Origin of the sequence: Streptomyces sp. SP17BM10, assembly GCF_036322405.1 — a bacterium.
Taxonomy (GTDB): domain Bacteria; phylum Actinomycetota; class Actinomycetes; order Streptomycetales; family Streptomycetaceae; genus Kitasatospora.
In genome coordinates this window covers 439,323-454,550 of record NZ_JAQYXB010000675.1, presented here as the reverse complement: position 1 = coordinate 454,550, position 15,228 = coordinate 439,323, and the positions used below count along the sequence as shown (strand labels likewise).

General features: G+C 73.8%; 14 protein-coding genes. 6 read left to right on the top strand and 8 right to left on the bottom strand.

Annotated elements, in window-relative coordinates:
* Positions 1-109: 109 nt before the first annotated feature.
* Both PUR71_RS37810 and PUR71_RS37805 read right to left on the bottom strand, forming a co-directional pair.
* A complete protein-coding gene (locus tag PUR71_RS37810) occupies positions 110-1,213 on the bottom strand; it encodes a sensor histidine kinase (protein WP_329931826.1) in 1,104 nt (367 codons plus the stop codon).
* A complete protein-coding gene (locus tag PUR71_RS37805; protein WP_329931796.1) occupies positions 1,206-1,898 on the bottom strand; it encodes a response regulator transcription factor in 693 nt (230 codons plus the stop codon). Before PUR71_RS37805 ends, PUR71_RS37810 begins: the two co-directional genes overlap by 8 nt.
* An 86-nt stretch (positions 1,899-1,984) precedes the next feature.
* Here PUR71_RS37805 and PUR71_RS37800 point away from each other — a divergent pair, with 86 nt between their 5' ends.
* Entirely contained in the window at positions 1,985-3,058 is a 1,074-nt protein-coding gene (locus PUR71_RS37800) for an endonuclease/exonuclease/phosphatase family protein (RefSeq protein WP_329931795.1), read from the top strand.
* 151 nt (positions 3,059-3,209) lie between these two features.
* On the opposite strand, the gene PUR71_RS37795 is transcribed toward PUR71_RS37800, so the two are convergent.
* On the bottom strand, positions 3,210-3,845 hold the full coding sequence (locus PUR71_RS37795) for an NAD(P)-dependent oxidoreductase (RefSeq protein ID WP_329931794.1): 636 nt from the start codon (positions 3,843-3,845) through the stop codon (positions 3,210-3,212).
* A 90-nt stretch (positions 3,846-3,935) separates the two neighbouring features.
* On the opposite strand from PUR71_RS37795, the gene PUR71_RS37790 reads away from it, so the two are divergent.
* Positions 3,936-4,601 carry a TetR/AcrR family transcriptional regulator gene (locus tag PUR71_RS37790; RefSeq protein ID WP_329931793.1) on the top strand — a complete coding sequence of 222 codons (666 nt, stop codon included), beginning with the start codon at positions 3,936-3,938 and terminating at the stop codon, positions 4,599-4,601.
* A 67-nt stretch (positions 4,602-4,668) separates the two neighbouring features.
* Here the strand turns inward: PUR71_RS37790 and PUR71_RS37785 are convergent, their stop codons facing one another.
* A complete protein-coding gene (locus PUR71_RS37785; protein WP_329931792.1) occupies positions 4,669-5,232 on the bottom strand; it encodes a hypothetical protein in 564 nt (187 codons plus the stop codon).
* Between the two features lie 157 nt (positions 5,233-5,389).
* On the opposite strand from PUR71_RS37785, the gene PUR71_RS37780 reads away from it, so the two are divergent.
* The gene (locus PUR71_RS37780; protein ID WP_329931791.1) at positions 5,390-6,379 is read left to right on the top strand and encodes an ArsR/SmtB family transcription factor; all 990 of its coding nucleotides are present in this window, start codon (positions 5,390-5,392) and stop codon (positions 6,377-6,379) included.
* Between the two features lie 210 nt (positions 6,380-6,589).
* On the opposite strand, the gene PUR71_RS37775 is transcribed toward PUR71_RS37780, so the two are convergent.
* The 3 genes from PUR71_RS37775 to PUR71_RS37765 all read right to left on the bottom strand — a co-directional run bounded on the left by PUR71_RS37775 (position 6,590) and on the right by PUR71_RS37765 (position 10,462).
* Positions 6,590-8,245: a phospholipase gene (locus tag PUR71_RS37775; protein WP_329931790.1), complete on the bottom strand. Its 1,656-nt coding sequence runs from the start codon at positions 8,243-8,245 to the stop codon at positions 6,590-6,592.
* 179 nt (positions 8,246-8,424) lie between these two features.
* Positions 8,425-9,663, bottom strand: a complete 1,239-nt coding sequence (locus PUR71_RS37770) for an alpha/beta hydrolase family protein (RefSeq protein WP_329931789.1) — start codon at positions 9,661-9,663, stop codon at positions 8,425-8,427.
* A gap of 307 nt (positions 9,664-9,970) precedes the next feature.
* Positions 9,971-10,462, bottom strand: a complete 492-nt coding sequence (locus tag PUR71_RS37765; RefSeq protein WP_329931788.1) for an Lrp/AsnC family transcriptional regulator — start codon at positions 10,460-10,462, stop codon at positions 9,971-9,973.
* Between the two features lie 163 nt (positions 10,463-10,625).
* On the opposite strand from PUR71_RS37765, the gene PUR71_RS37760 reads away from it, so the two are divergent.
* Together PUR71_RS37760 and PUR71_RS37755 are read left to right on the top strand one after the other, a co-directional pair.
* On the top strand, positions 10,626-12,293 hold the full coding sequence (locus tag PUR71_RS37760) for a histidine decarboxylase (RefSeq protein WP_329931787.1): 1,668 nt from the start codon (positions 10,626-10,628) through the stop codon (positions 12,291-12,293).
* Positions 12,294-12,467: 174 nt separating this feature from the next.
* A complete protein-coding gene (locus PUR71_RS37755; RefSeq protein ID WP_329931786.1) occupies positions 12,468-13,415 on the top strand; it encodes a hypothetical protein in 948 nt (315 codons plus the stop codon).
* Positions 13,416-13,496: 81 nt separating this feature from the next.
* Here the strand turns inward: PUR71_RS37755 and PUR71_RS37750 are convergent, their stop codons facing one another.
* Positions 13,497-14,528 carry a GlxA family transcriptional regulator gene (locus PUR71_RS37750; protein WP_443077710.1) on the bottom strand — a complete coding sequence of 344 codons (1,032 nt, stop codon included), beginning with the start codon at positions 14,526-14,528 and terminating at the stop codon, positions 13,497-13,499.
* Positions 14,529-14,630: 102 nt separating this feature from the next.
* On the opposite strand from PUR71_RS37750, the gene PUR71_RS37745 reads away from it, so the two are divergent.
* The gene (locus PUR71_RS37745) at positions 14,631-15,221 is read left to right on the top strand and encodes an isochorismatase family protein (RefSeq protein ID WP_329931784.1); all 591 of its coding nucleotides are present in this window, start codon (positions 14,631-14,633) and stop codon (positions 15,219-15,221) included.
* The last annotated feature ends 7 nt before the right edge of the window (positions 15,222-15,228 follow it).

The window sequence follows — 15,228 nt, the reverse complement described above, 5'->3', positions numbered from 1 at the left end:
CGTCGGCCCGGTTCTCCCTCCTTCGCCGTTTCGAGCGGGACTCCGACAGGGCGGGCTCGACCGGCCCCTCAGCCGCCCGGCGCGCGTCGTCGGCGCGCCCGGCGCACGCTCAGGGCGCCGCCGCCGGCAGCTCCACCGTGACGCGCAGCCCGCCCCCGGCGCGCGGGCTCAGGGTGAGCGTCCCGTCGTGGGCGCGGGTGATGGAGCGGACGATGGCCAGGCCGAGGCCGACGCCCGCGTGGTCGGTGCGGATGCGGGCGGTCCCGCGTTGGAAGGGTTCGGTGAGTGTCGCGACCAGCTCCGGGGGGAGGTGTCCGCCGGTGTTGTCGACGGTGAGCAGCACGACCCCGGCGCCGCCTCGGGTGTCGATTCGTACCGTTCCCCCCTCGGGCAGGTTGTGGACGATCGCGTTGTGTACGAGGTTCACGGTCAGTTGCAGCAGCAGGGCCGGCGATCCGCTGGTGGGGGCGGCGGTGCCGGAGGTCTCCAGGGTGACGCCGTGCTGTTCGGCGAGCGGAAGGAGGGTCTCGGTCGTCTCCTCCGCGAGGAGGGACAGGTCGACGTGTTCCCGGGTGAAGGAGCGCTGGTCGGCCCGGCTGAGCAGGAGCAGGGCCTCGGTGAGCTCGATGGCGCGGGTGTTGACGACGTGGAGGCGGTCGATGATTCCGGCGATGTCCGGGTCGGGGTCGGTGCGGGCGACGTCGAGGAGGGCCTTGGAGGTGGCCAGCGGGGTGCGTAGCTCGTGGGAGGCGTTGGCGGCGAACCGCCGCTGTTCGTCGACGTGGGTTTCGAGCCGGGCGAGCATCGTGTCGAAGGCGTCGGCGAGCTCCCGGAACTCGTCCGCGCGGCCCGGCAGCCCGATCCGGTGCGCGAGGGATCCGGTCGAGGCCAGGCGGGTGGCCTCGGTGATGCGGGTCAGCGGGGCGAGCACCCGGCCGGCCAGGAGCCAGCCGCCGACCAGGCCGAACACCAGCAGGAACGCCAGGACCAGGGCCGCTCTCGGGGCGAAGACGTGCAGGAGGTTCGACCGGACGGGGAACACCCCCTTGGTCGGGGTGTCGGTGGCGCCGGCGATGAGGAACGCCCGGTCGGGGACGTAGCGCAGCAGGAACAGCCAGACCGCGGCGAGCAGCAGGACCGCGGCGACCATCAGGAACCCGGCGTAGCTGAGGGCGAGCTTCAGGCGGACGCTCGGTCCGGGCGCCCTATTCACTCCCACCCCCACCGCTCCCGGCCGGTGCCGCGTCGATGCGGTAGCCGACGCCCGGCACGGTGGCGATGATCCCGGGTTCGCCGAGGCGCTTGCGCAGGGCCGAGACGGTGATGCGCACGGCGTTGGTGAACGGGTCGGTGTGCTCGTCCCAGGCGCGTTCCAGCAGTTCCTCGGTGCTGACCGCGCCGCCCTCCGCGGCGACGAGGACCTCGAGCACGGCGAACTGCTTCCTGGTCAGCGCGACGAAGCGGCCGTCCCGGTAGACCTCGCGCCGGAACGGGTCCACCCGCAGGCCCGCGATCTCCAGCACCGGGGGCCGGTTGCGACCGCGCCTGCGGTCCAGGGCCCGGAGCCTGAGGGCGAGCTCCCGGAGCTCGAAGGGCTTGGTGAGGTAGTCGTCGGCGCCGAGCTCGAACCCGGAGGCCTTGTCGTCGAGCCGGTCGGCCGCGGTGAGCATGAGGATCGGCATGCCGCTGCCGGAGGCGACGATGCGCCGGGCGATCTCGTCGCCGGAGGGCCCGGGGACGTCGCGGTCGAGGACGGCGATGTCGTAGGCGTTGACGTCGAGCAGTTCCAGCGCGGTGTCGCCGTCGCCCGCGATGTCGGCCGCGATCGCCTCCAACCGCAGGCCGTCGCGGATGGCCTCGGCCAGGTAGGGCTCGTCCTCGACGATCAGCACGCGCATCCCCCGATGCTACGAGCCGGCGCATATCGTCCGCGTATCGGAAATCCCATACGTCCGGGCAACGCCGCTTCCCGTTGACTGGCGCAATGAACCTCGAGCAGGACGTGACGACGACCGCCGGTGAGCACGCGGGAACGGAGGAGCCGAGCACCCGGCGCACGGTGGCGCAGCGGGCGCTTCGCACCGCCGGCCGGCCGGAGCCGTGGCGGCGCGGCCCGATCCTGACGGTGCTGGCGCTGCTGCTGGGCCTGGTCATGGTGTTGCACGCGGAGATCCCGAACGCCGGCTGGCACCTCGGCAGCCTGGTGGAGAACCTCCTGCCGTGGCTCGGCCTGGCCGTCCTGCCACTGCTGGCCGCGGCGCTGTGGCGCCGCTCCGCCGCCGCCGTGGTGGCGCTGTTCCTGCCGGTCACGGCGTGGCTCACCCTCTTCGGCGGAGTGCTCGCCGACAAGTCCGGCCCGGGCGGCGACCTCACCGTGGCCGAGCAGAACGTGGACGCCGACAACCCCGACCCGGACGGCACCGCACGCCGCCTGGCGGCCTCCGGCGCGGACCTGCTGGCCCTGGTGGAGCTGACCCCGCAGTCCGCGGGCGCGTACGAGAAGGGGCTCGTGGCGGCGTACCCGTACCACGTTGTCAGGGGCACCGTCGGCCTCTGGAGCAGGCTGCCGCTGGGCGACGCCCAGCCGATCGACGTCATGGACTACGGGCCGCTGGCGGACACCCGGCCGGCGGACGGCAAGGCGCCCGAGAACCGGGCGCTGCGCACCACGGTGGCCACCGCCCGAGGGCCGCTGACCGTGTACGTGGCACACCTGGGGTCCGTCCGGGTCCTCCCCTCGTCGGGCTTCTGGACGGCCTCGCGCGACATCGGCGTGCAGGCGCTCGGCCGGGCCGTCGCCGCCGACGGGAGCGAACGGACGCTGCTGCTCGGCGACCTGAACGGCAGCCTGGACGACCGCGCGTTCGCCGGCCTCACGGCACGGATGCGCTCGGCCCAGGACACGGCCGGGGCCGGCTTCGGCTTCAGCTACCCGGCGTCCTTCCCGGTGGTGCGGATCGACCAGATCCTGGTCCGTGGGGTGACGGCGACGAGCTCCCGGGTCCTGCCGGACACCGGCAGCGACCACCTGCCGGTCGCGGCGGGCATCACCTGGTGAGGCCGCCCGGGAGGTCGGCGGCGACGGCGCGGTGGACGCGGGCGACGGCCTCCTGCCCGTCCCGACGTGTCTCGACGCAGCCGACGGCGAGTGCCGGGGCGCGTGGTGGGCACGGGCACCTCCGGAGTGCCCCGGTCTCCTGCCACAAGCGTCAGCCGCCGACCCCGACGGCGTGCCGGAAGGTCTCCTCCGCCGTCACCATGTCGATCATCGCGCGGGCGACGTCCTCCCGGGCGACGCTGGTCGCGGCCGGACCGGACTCGACGTCGCGCCGGGTGCGGCCGCGCCCGCGCGCGTCGGTCAGGCGCGGTGGACGGACGGACGTCCAATCGAGGTCGCTCTCGCGCAGTACGCGCTCCATCGTCTCCAGGTCGGTGTAGAGGTCGCGGAGCAGCGCCCACAGCAGCGGCGTGAAGACCTTGGACGCGAGGACGGGCTGCCCTGCGCCGCCGTGGTTGAGCGGGCCGGCGCTCACGACGAGCAGCCGCCGGACCCCGGTGGCCGTCATGGCCGCGACCGCCGCGCGGGCGGAGGTGGAGGCGGGCTTGAGCGGGTCGGTGCGGCCGGCCTGGCCGATGCCGGAGATGACGGCGTCGGCGCCCTTGACGACCGGCTCCAGCGAGGCGGCGTCGAGGGCGTCCGCCGTGACGACGGTGAGCCGCTCGTGCCGCAGCGGCAGGCGCGACGGGTCGCGGACGGCGGCGGTGACGCGGTGCCCGTCGGCCAGGGCCAGGCGGACGACGTGGCGCCCGATGCCTCCGGTGGCGCCGAGGACGGTGAGTTTCATGACCCCTCCCAGGGGTGGGTGAGTGCTCACTTACGTTCTCTACCGATGGTGGGTGAGTGCTCACCCACCTGTCAAGGTAGGCTGGGGCCCATGACGGACGAGGGAGTGCAGCAGAACGCGCCCGAGGGCGCCGAACCCCTGACCGGAGGCGCGCTCACCCGCGCCCGGGTGCTCGACGCCGCCGCCCGGCTGCTCGCCACCGTGGGCCTCACCCGCACCACGACGAAGCAGATCGCGCGCGAGGCGGGCTGCTCGGAGGCGGCGCTGTACAAGCACTTCCGGGACAAGGAGGAGATCTTCGTCCGCGTCCTGCGCGAACGCGCCCCCCGCCTCGCCGACGCCGTCGCCGAGCTGCCGGGCCGCGCCGGCGAGGGCGCGGTCCGCGAGCACCTGGAGGCGCTGGTCCGGGTCGCCGTCCCGTTCTACCGCCGGTCGTTCCCGATGGCCGGCTCGCTGCTCGCCAGCCCCGAACTGCTCGCCGCCCACCGCGGCAAGCTCGGCGACGCCGGCCCGCACCAGGTCGGCGTCCACCTCGCCGAGTACCTGGCCGCCGAACAGCGCCTCGGCCGCGTCCCGGCCGCCCTCGACCCGCACGCGGCGGCGCTGCTCCTGATCGGCGCGTGCTTCCACCGGGCGTTCCTGGAGGTCTTCTACGCCGACGAGGCCCCGCCCGGTGTGCTCCTCCCGCCGACGACGGAGGAGTTCGCGACGGAGACGGTCCGCGTCCTCCTCGACGGCCTCGCTCCGCGGGCCTGACCCCGACATGACCAGGAGTGCCAGGGGAATCGTCGAGAATCCGGGGATGTAGCAGCCGCGTCGAGCACTATGCGAGCGTCTCGCAGAGGTTCTCCACCTGGTGCTGCACCAGCACCTGCGGCTGCCCGTCCGGGTGGACCAGCAGCGTCACGCCGCCGCTGAACAGGAAGTCGCCGGGCGCGTGGTACGGGTTCCCGGCCCGCACCCTCGCGGAGATGTGGGAGTCCTTCGGGATCAGCCACAGGACGCTGTGGTCGGGCAGCTTGTACTCGGTGGCCTTGCCGCTCTGGTCGCGGTCCACGCTGCGCCCGCTGTCCACGTCGGTGTAGCGCAGCACCAGCGGGCCGCGCCACAGCACCTTCGCGGGCGAGCCGTCGGGGTAGCGGGCGGCGACCTTGGTCTCCTCGCCCTCCACCAGCACCCCGATGTGCAGGTGGAACGGGCAGAGCGCGCCGGCCGGGAAGTCCTCGTCGCCGCTCGTGTACGGCTGCCAGCCGTCGCCACCGCCCGTGCGGGCCTGGGCGGTCGGGGCCACGGCGAGCAGCGCGGCGGTCAGTGCGGTAACGACGGCGAACGGCCGGGCGGCCCGGCGCAGGGATGGGGCGGGCAGTGACCTGGCGGGCAGGGACATGGCGGGCCTCCTGGCGTGTCACGGACGAGAGAGGGTGCGCGCCCCCTCCCCCGCGGGGGGCGCGGTGGCTATCGTCGAACGGCGGACGCGCCACCCGCGATGCTTTCGGCTGGGGCCGAAACGCCGCGGGCCGCGGCCCCGCAGGGGGAGGAGCACGGTGCTGCGCATCCACTTCACCGCCGAGGACCTGCTCGGCGTCCGCTTCGCCGACGGACCGGCGCCGCTCGTGGAGCTCGGCCTCGCCGTCGCGATGCTCCAACGCCACGACGGCGGACCGGGGTTCGCCCGGTGGCGCCGCTCGCTGAGCACGCCCCGCACCCGGGCCGCCGTCGCCCCGCTGCGGCAACTGGTGCCGCCCGACGGCGCCGGCCCGCTCTTCCTCGACCCACCGAGCGACGACCTCGACCAAGGCCTGGAGGCCGTCCGCGGCTCGACCACCACGCTCGTGCACCGCGAGCTGACCCGCGTCACCACCAAGGGCGGGCTGCCCGCCACCACCCTGCTGCGCCGGCTCGCCGACCAGGACCGCGACGCCTGGCGGTACCTGGAACGCGCCGTGCGAGCTGCCTACCCGGACCTCGTCGGCACCGCCTGGCCGCGCCTGCGGACCGGTTTCGACACCGACCTCGCGTGGCGCGCCCGGGTCCAGCGCGAGCACGGCCTGCGCGGGATGCTCGCCGGCCTCCACCCGGGCAGCCGGTGGCGCGGCAGCGTCCTGGAGATCCCCGCCGAGCGCGAGGTCGACGTCCGGCCGGGCGGCGCCGGCCTGGTGCTGATGCCCTCCGCGCAGTGGACCGGCGGCCCGCTGGCCGGCCCGTACCCGCTGGGCACGCTGCTCGTCTACCCGGCCGTCACCCCGCTGCCGCTGCTCGCCGGGCCCGCGCCGCACGGCCGGGCGCAGGACGGTCGGGAGGCGCAGGACGACCCGATCGCCGCCCTGCTGGGCCGCACCCGCGCGGCCGTCCTGCGCCTGGCCGACCGCGAGCCGACCACCAGCCAGCTCGCCGCGGAACTCGGCATCAGCCTCGCCTCCGCCTCCGAGCACGCCCGCGCGCTGCGCAGGGCCGGGCTGGTCACCACCGTCCGCAGCGGCCGGGCCGTGCGGCACAGCCGGACGGGACTGGGGCACCGACTGCTGTCGCCGTGAAGGGGTGGCAGGAGTCGCTCCGGAAAGCGTGGGCTGATCGGGTGATCATCCGCTCGACGGCGCCGACCGTGACCTCGCCGAGTGGGCCGACCGGAGCCAGGCGGACCGCCAGACGATTCACCGTCACCGGAAACCGCATCAGCCGCACCGAAACCGGCAAGGCGTAGGCACTCCTCACCCCATGCGGTTGATCACGTAGCCGACGCCTCGTCAGGCGTTGCAGATCCCGCGCGCGTAGTCGACCGTCGCGGCGGCCTGCGAGTACTGCCACTGCGGCGACAGGAGCTGCGCGTCCAGCTGCCCGGCGGCCGCGCGGTCCTCGACGACGTACCCGAAGTCCTGGAGCCACGCCGGGTAGAGGTTCTTGGATCCGAGGTAGAACGCCGAGCCGTCGACCGCGACCAGCTTGTGGTGCAGGGCGTACGGGTGGCCGTCGGCCCAGGTCGCGGCCGGGGTGGCGCGGAAGCTCGCGAGCTGGAGGTTGCGGCACATGGCGGTGCGGGCCCGGCCCTGGTCGCCGAGGCGGGCGGCCAGGCGGGCCTTGAGGACGTCGCTGATCTCGTTCAGCGACTTGATCTGCGAGTAGCCGCCGCTGCCCACCGTGCCGCGGTTGGCCGGGTCGCTGACGACGATGCGCACCTTGACGCCGTCGGCCAGTTTGGAGGCGAGCAGGTCGTAGAGGCGGGCGTCGTAGTGGGGCATGGGCGGGCAGGTGCCGTTGACGTCCTGCTGGGAGATCTCTATGTGGCTGCCGGCGGCGCCGACGAGCGCCCGCAGGGCGTTCTCCTCGGGGTTGACCGTCTCGTAGTCGCGGTCGCCGTTGGTGTTGTCGTGCAGACCGATCGGGCCGCACTTGACGTCGGCCGGGTTCGGGAGGTCCTGCGGCCGGTACGCCGAGGTCGGGTCGGAGGCGCGGATGCCGACGCCGAGGCCGCCGACGGCGATCACCGGGACGTCGCCGGTCGCGGGCGCGTCCCGGGCGGCCGGGTTGAGCCGCTGTTCCAGGTCGGGGGTGCAGGGGGTGCCGCCGGTGGAGGCGAACCACGCGGCGGAGAACGTGCCGGTGTTGCGGCAGGTCCAGTCCCACAGCGTGTCGAGGTAGGCGCCGGCGGAGGCGGCGGCCGGGCCGTTCAGCGCGAGGTCGACGTCGGAGACCGGGTGGGCGGTGTCGAGGTAGTCCTTCTTCCAGTTGTTGATGCCGCCGGTGATGACGGTCCGCCCGTCGACGACGAGCAGCTTGGAGTGGTTCCAGGAGAAGGCCGTCTTCGACGTGGTCATCGAGGCGACTTCGAGCGTCACCGCCGACGCGGCGTCACCGAGCCTGGCCACCAGGTCGTCCCGGTACTTCGACGGGAGGGCGCCGATGTTGAGCAGCGGCGCGGCGCCGGCCAGGACCCGCACGTGCGGCCGGTTCCCGGCGGCGACGGAGGCCTTGAGGCCGGCCGCGATCGCGTCCTGGAACGCGCCGTCCGGGAAGGGCGCGAGGGTGGACATGTCGACGGTGCGGGTGGCGCGGGAGATGTTCTCGCGCATCGTGTCGAGCAGGCGGCGGGTGCCGGGCCGGTCGGCGCAGGAGGGGTCGCCCCAGCACCCCGGGGTCTGGAGCAGCCAGGCGCCCGGATCGTCGGCCGGGGCGTCGAGGCGGTTGCCCGCGGTGCGCTGCCAGACGGATCCGTCGAGGCCGGGCGAGACCTGACGCAGGGTCGCCTCGACGGCGTCGAGGTACGGGGTGGCCGGAGCGGGGCTGGGCGCGGAAGCGGATTCGGCGACGGCAGGGGTCGCGGTGAGGACGCCGAGCGCGGCGGTGAGCGCGAGCGCCGAGGCGGCGGTGCGGCGGAGGGAGGCGGTGGGACGGTGGTGGTGCATGCGCGAGTCCTTCACGAAGGTCCGGGGAAATTCACCGGTTTGGCCCCGTAAAATTACCTTAAGTTAACCCTATGCCATGTCAGGACCTCATCAAGGAACGGGTTTCGGCCACGCCTGAACGCCGACGGCGGCCCGCGCCGCCCGGTGGGGAGCTGCGGACCGCCGTCGTCGACGGGTCTTCAGGAGAGGAACGTCACATCGGGGAAGGCCGGCGACGGGCCGTCGAGCAGGTGGCCGCGGCGGTGGCGCAGGCGCTCGTCGAAGAACGCGAGCGGGTATGCCTGCTGGATCCGCACGGCCTCCGCCGGATCGAGGGTGCCGATCGCGCCCTGGAGCTGCTGCGGGCTCCAGCCGAGGAGCTTCGCCACCTGCGGGTACAGCGCCTGGCCGTCGCCGTAGGAGCCGTGGACGGCGCCCTGGGCCTGGATGTCGAGCCGCCAGCCGCGCAGGTGCTGCCAGAACTGCTCGGCGGTGGGGTCGGTGGCCCGGGTGAAGGCGGCGGTCATCATCATGAACGGCCGGTCCAGGTCGCCGCTCAGCGCCGGTCGCATCTGCATCGGCCCGTCGAGGCTCAGCCCGGCCCGGATACGCGGGTCGGCGAGCGTGGCGCAGGCGGTGGCCGTGCCGCCCTTCGACCAGCCGAACGCGCCCATGCGCTGTGGGTCGAGGGAGCCGAGCAGGCCCTTCGGAAGCTCGCGCCCGTCGACGTCGGGGTTGCAGCCCGCGGCGAGCTGCTCGGCGCAGTCGAGGAGGAAGCGCAGGTCGGCGGCGAAGTCGCCCGGGTACGTGGGCGCGTCGGGGCCGCCGCCGGGGGTGGCGATCCGGCCGTCGGGGAACTCCGTGAACGAGTCGTAGGCGTGCGCGACCGTGATCACCGCGTACCCGTGGCTCGCGAGCTCCTGGACCATGATCGTGTGGTCGCCCTGGTGACTGTGCGCGCCGTGCGAGTACACGACGACGGGCAGCCGCCGGCCCGTCCGCCGGACCGGAGCGCCCACGTGCCCCGAGGTGAGCGGCGCCAGTGCGGGATCCAGGGGGACCCCGACGTCGTCGAGGAACGCCTTCAGCGCACCGGCCGGCATCCACGGTGCCACCGGGTACCGCTCGACGTCCCGTGCCGGGTACCAGACGGTGGCCATCAGCTCGCGGAACCTCCCCGGGCCCGCGATCGCGTCCGGGCGCGACCGGTCGGCCAGGTGCAGCCGCACCTGGCCCACCGGGTGCGGTCCGGTGGGCTCGGGCAGCGCGAGCCGGACCGGGGCGCCGTCGGTGGGGGGCAGCGGGGCGGTCGGGGCCGGAGCCGCCCATGCGGGCCCGGCGACGGCGACGAGCGGGACGACGGCTCCGGCGGCCAGCGTGGCGCCGAGCATGTGGCGGCGCGTCAGGCCGGCCCGTCCGGTGAACTGCGTGGTGGTCACGATTCCTCCCCGTGGTGACTGTTCGTCAGCCGTGCCGACACGGCCGGTCCGCGGGCACGGGGGAACGGTGCCACCACCGAGCCCCCGTCGGCATCGGCCCACCGGTTGATCAGCCGCCCGCGCATGGGCCCACGGGTTTACGTCCGTGGGCCCATGCGATCGGCGGGACCGACCTCCTGATGCCGTTCGAGGGCGGCGAGCAGGTGGACCGCGGAGGTCCCCCCTGGCCGTCACCGCCTCGGCGGCGGTGCCGTCGGCGAGGTCGGGGACGGCCACCACTGACGATCCGGGCCCGGACCGTCCCGGGTCAGCGCGGGGGAGCGAGGTACCGGCGGCCGGGTATCTGCTCGAAGATCAGGTTGGTCCTGGTCTGGGCCACCGCCGGGTGCGTGGTCAGGTGGTCGACGACGAAGTCCCGCAGCGCCTCCGGGCCGGCCACGCCGACGTGGAGCAGGTAGTCGTCGGAGCCGGCCATGTGGAACACGGCCAGGACGCCCGGCAGGTCGGGCGCGGTGGTGCGGAAGCTCTCGTTCTGCTCCCGGGTGTGGGCGCGCAGCCGCACCGAGATCATCGCCTGGAGCGGCAGCCCGATCGCCGCCGGGTCGACCTCGGCGCGGAAGGCGCGGATGATGCCGCGCTCCTGAAGCGCCCGGACCCGGGCCAGGCAGGTGGAGGGGGCGATGCCCACCGCCTGGGCCAGGGCGTTGTTCGGGATGCGGGCGTTGTCGGCCAGGGCGCGGATGATCGCCCGGTCCACGTCGTCCACCGGGGTCCGGGCGGCCTGCGGATTGTTCGGCATGCCCGCCAGGATCGCAGCCGTTCCCGAAGAATCGCAAACATGATCTACATCCGACCGAATTTCCTGCGGAGGAGCTTCTCAAAGGCGCCGGGAAGTTCCATCCTTGGGCCCGCGGGCGACGCCGCCCGCACCTCCCGTCCCGCGATCCCCGGAGCGCCCCCGCATGAGCCCGTCCGCGTCCGCGACCGCCACGTTCACCGCCGGCACCGCCGTCGACCCCGGCCCGGAGCTGGACGTCGCCGAGTTCGCGCTCCCCGCGGACGGCCTGGACGAGGCGCGGCGCCAGCACGCGCTCGACACGGTCGACGAGTACCTGTCCCGCAAGCGCAGGCACCTGGTCGGTTACCAGGCCACCCAGGACATGCAGGGCACCGCGCTGGACCTGGCCCGGTTCATGCCGAACAACATCAACAACCTCGGCGACCCGTTCCAGAGCGGCGGCTACAAGCCCAACACCAAGGTCGTCGAGCGTGCCGTGCTCGACTACTACGCGCGGCTGTGGAACGCGAAGCGCCCGCACGACCCGGCCGACCCCGAGTCGTACTGGGGCTACATGCTGTCCATGGGCTCGACCGAGGGCAACATGTACGCGCTCTGGAACGCCCGCGACTACCTGAGCGGCAAGGCGCTGATCCAGCCACCGGCGGCCCCGTTCGACGCGCTGCGCTACGTCAGCGCCGCGCCCGACCGGCACAACCCCAACGCCCACCGCCCGGTGGCGTTCTACTCCGAGGACACCCACTACTCCTTCGCGAAGGCGGTGTGCGTCCTCGGCGTCGAGACGTTCCACGCCGTCGGCCTGGAGAAGTACGCGGACGAGTGCCCGCTGGTCGACCCGGTCACCGGGCGCCGCGAGTGGCCCACCGAGGTGCCCTCCCGGCCGGGCCCGTCCGGCCTCCCCTGGGACGGCACCGGCGAGATCGACGTCGACGCGCTCGCCGTCCTGGTCGAATTCTTCGCGGCGAAGGGCCACCCGGTCTTCGTCAACCTGAACCTCGGCAGCACCTTCAAGGGCGCGCACGACGACGTCCGCGCCGTCTGCGAGCGCCTGCTGCCGATCTTCGAGCGCCACGGCCTGGTGCAGCGCGAGGTCGTCTACGGCACCGACCCGGCCACCGGCGAGCCCCTGGTCGACGTGCGCCGCGGCTTCTGGATCCACGTGGACGGCGCCCTCGGCGCGGGCTACGCCCCCTTCATGCGGCTGGCCTCGAGCGACCAGGCGTACGGCTGGACGCCCGAGGTCGAGCTGCCCGAGTTCGACTTCGGCCTGACCCTGCCCACCGCCGAGCACGGCGACGTCGACATGGTCTCCTCGATCGCCATGAGCGGCCACAAGTGGCCCGGCGCGCCCTGGCCCTGCGGCATCTACATGACGAAGGTCAAGTACCAGATCTGCCCGCCGTCCCAGCCCGACTACATAGGCGCGCCGGACACCACCTTCGCCGGCTCCCGCAACGGCTTCTCGCCGCTGATCCTCTGGGACCACCTCTCCCGCCACTCCTACCAGGACCAGGTGGACCGCATCCGCCGCGCCCAGGAGCTCGCCGGCTACCTGGAGCGCCGCCTGCGCGCCCTGGACGCGGCCCTCGGCGTCGACCTCTGGACGGCCCGCACCCCGGGCGCCGTCACCGTGCGCTTCCGCCGGCCGAGCGCCGAGCTGGTGGCGAAGTGGTCGCTGTCCTCCCAGGACGTCGTGATGGTCCCCGGCGACGAGTCCACCCGCCGCAGCTACGTGCACGTCTTCGTGATGCCCTCGGTCGACCGGGCCAAGCTGGACGCCCTCCTCGCCGAGCTCGCCCACGACCCGGAGTACCGGGCACAGGCCTCCTGACGGCCCCGGACCGGGGTCCGCACCCCGGCCCGGACCCTGCCTGCGGGAGCTCCCGGGCCATCCGGTACGGTCACGGCCTCACGTCTGCTCAGTTCCGGTGACGGTCCGTGAGGGCCGCCACCGGGGGAGCGGTGACCCCACCCGTACCGTGCACCGAACCTAGGGAGTTTCCTCGTGCACCAACCCCTGCGCCGGAGCCTTCCGGCCGCCCTCGCCGCCCTCGGCATAGCCGTCGGCGCCCCGCTGCTCACCGCCGGCACCGCGCACGCCCAGGGCGAGTACGCCTGCGGCGACGTCAACGTGCTGTACTCGGTGGACGGCGGCAAGACCTGGAACGACGAGGGCCGGATGAAGCAGCCCCACGGCAGCGTCCAGGTCCGCCTCGTCGGCGACATCACCGAGGGCTGCGACTACGAGGTCTCGCTGGCCTCGTACGAGACCGAGGGCCCCACCTGGGCCACCTCGGGCAAGCAGACCTTCCTCGGCTGGGCGACCACCACGCTCAACAAGGGCCACCGCCAGGCGACCCTGGACGTCAGCGCCCACCTGCCGAAGTGCTTCGGCCAGATCGACCTGTACAACAACGACCAGAAGTTCGACGGGGTCGCCAACCCGCTGCCGAAGTACCCCAACGGGGTCTTCCCGAACGACCTGATCACGGCCTGGAACGGCGGCAAGGCCTGCACGCCGACCCCGACCCCGACCGGCACCCCGACCGGGACGCCCACCGGCACGCCGAGCTCCTCGGCCTCGCCCACGGCCACCGCGACCCCGCACCCGACCGGGACGCCCACCACGACGGCGACGCCCACGGCCACCGCCACCGCGACGGCCACCGCCTCGCCGTCGACCAGCCCCAAGCCGTCGGCCCCGGCCACCACCGGCACCCCGTCGGCCTCCCCGGCCGCGCCGGCGCCCTCCGCGCCGACCGACAGCGCCGACACCACCGGCCCGGTCGGCAAGCCGTCCGCCAAGCCGGTCTCCACCAAGCCCGCGCCGGTCCTGGCCAGCACGGGTGGCAACAGCGGTCAGATGATCGCCTACGGTGCCGGTGGCGCCGCGCTGCTCGCCGTCGGTGGCGGCGCGCTGGTGATCGCCCGTCGCCGCGGTTCGCGCGGCTGACGTACTGTCACTGCCTGTAACAGCCGGACGTCCGCGGTCTCCTGGACCGCGGGCGTCCGTCCTTTTGCCTCCGGACCGTCCTCATGACCTCCGGGCCGTCCGGAAGCGGCGCCGGTACTCCGTCGGCGTCGTGTCCAGCCGGCGCCGGAACGCCCGCACGAGCGTGTCCGTCGTGCCGAACCCGCAGGTGGACGCGATCCGTTCGAGCGTCTCGTCGGTGGTCTCCAACCGGTTGCGGGCCCGCTCGACGCGCGCCGACTCGACGTAGGCGCTCGGGGTCGTGCCGAGCTCGGTCTTGAAGATCCGGGTCAACTGCCGCTCCCCGACGTGGGCATGGGCGGCGAGGTCGGCCACGGTGAGCGGCGCGGTGAGGTTCCCGGTGATGTGGTGGCGCAGGTCCTCGATCCGCCGGGTCGTCGAGACGGGTTCCAGCGGCACGCTGAACTGGCTCTGCCCACTGGGCCGCTTGAGGTACATCACGAGCTGCCGCGCGACGCGCAGTGCCAGCTCCTCGCCGAAGTCGTCGGCGACGAGCGCGAGCGACAGGTCCAGGCAGGCGCTGATGCCGGCGCCGGTCCAGACGTCGCCCTCGCGGATGAAGATCGGGTCCGCGTCGACCTCGATCTCCGGGTACTCGGTGGCGAGTTGGCGTGCGGTCGACCAGTGCGTGGTGGCCCGCCGGCCGTCCAGCAGCCCGGCCGCGGCCAGGATGTGCGCGCCCACGCAGACGGAGGCGATCCGCCGGGCGCGGGCGGCGAGCTCCTTCACGCGGGCGACGACGGCCGGATCGGTGACGGCGCTGACCCGCCGCTCGCCGTCGACCTCGACCGCGCCGGGCACGAGGAGGGTGTCGACGGCGCGCCCGGCCGCCTCGTCGAAGGTGAGGTCGGGCAGGACGCGCACCCCGGCGGCGGTGGTGACCGGCTCCGCCGTCTCGGCGGCGAGGACCACCCGGTAGCCGGTGGCGTCGTCCGTCTCGCGCCGCACGAGCGAGAACACCTCGGGCGGTCCGGTGACGTCGAGCAGGTCGACGCCCTCGAACAGGACGATGACGATGAGTCGTTCGGCGCGCGGCACGGCGTCTCCCGGATTCGGCGATGTCGGTTTCTGCATGGTAGAGGGCATTGCCGACCTCGGGGGCCCCGCATAGCGTTGTCGTCGCAGGTCACCCCAGTGACCGAGACCCCTTCAGAATCGACCCGAGGCGGTACACCCATGTCCACGACCACCCTGCGCGCCCTCAACGGCCTCGACGAGACGCCCGCCTCGCTCGCCGCCGCGACGCTGATCATGGTCGACTACCAGAACACCTACACGCGCGGCGTCATGGAGCTCGACGGCTGGCAACCCGCGCTGGACGCCGCCGCCGCGCTGCTCGCCCGGGCCCGCGAGGCCGGGGCGACGGTGATCCACGTCGTCAACGACGGCGGCGAGGGCACCCCGTACGACATCCGGGCCGAAATCGGGCGGATCCACCCGGCGGTGGCCCCGGTGGAGGGCGAGGCCGTCGTGGTCAAGCAGGTCCCGGACGGGTTCGTCGGCACCGACCTCGGCGAGCGCGTGGACGCGGCCGGGACCAAGGACGTCGTGGTGGCCGGCTTCATGACGCACATGTGCGTGGCCTTCACGGCGGCCGGCGCCTTCCTGCGCGGCAACCGGCCGACGGTCGTCGCGGACGCGTGCGCGACGCGGGCCCTGCCGTCGGTCGGAGGCGAGCTGTCCGCCGCGCGGATCCACGACGGCGCGCTCGCGACGATCGCGGACCTCTACGGCGTCGTGGTGCCGTCCCACGCGTCGCTCGACTGAACGGAGT

Bases quoted from the DNA above. Each gene is read 5' to 3' on its own strand.
- PUR71_RS37775 (WP_329931790.1), bottom strand. From the start codon at position 8,245: ATGCACCACCACCGTCCCACCGCCTCCCTCCGCCGCACCGCCGCCTCG.
- PUR71_RS37750 (WP_443077710.1), bottom strand. From the start codon at position 14,528: ATGCAGAAACCGACATCGCCGAATCCGGGAGACGCCGTGCCGCGCGCC.
- PUR71_RS37765 (WP_329931788.1), bottom strand. From the start codon at position 10,462: ATGCCGAACAATCCGCAGGCCGCCCGGACCCCGGTGGACGACGTGGAC.
- PUR71_RS37790 (WP_329931793.1), top strand. From the start codon at position 3,936: ATGACGGACGAGGGAGTGCAGCAGAACGCGCCCGAGGGCGCCGAACCC.
- PUR71_RS37795 (WP_329931794.1), bottom strand. From the start codon at position 3,845: ATGAAACTCACCGTCCTCGGCGCCACCGGAGGCATCGGGCGCCACGTC.
- PUR71_RS37800 (WP_329931795.1), top strand. From the start codon at position 1,985: ATGAACCTCGAGCAGGACGTGACGACGACCGCCGGTGAGCACGCGGGA.
- PUR71_RS37760 (WP_329931787.1), top strand. From the start codon at position 10,626: ATGAGCCCGTCCGCGTCCGCGACCGCCACGTTCACCGCCGGCACCGCC.
- PUR71_RS37745 (WP_329931784.1), top strand. From the start codon at position 14,631: ATGTCCACGACCACCCTGCGCGCCCTCAACGGCCTCGACGAGACGCCC.
- PUR71_RS37805 (WP_329931796.1), bottom strand. From the start codon at position 1,898: ATGCGCGTGCTGATCGTCGAGGACGAGCCCTACCTGGCCGAGGCCATC.
- PUR71_RS37785 (WP_329931792.1), bottom strand. From the start codon at position 5,232: ATGTCCCTGCCCGCCAGGTCACTGCCCGCCCCATCCCTGCGCCGGGCC.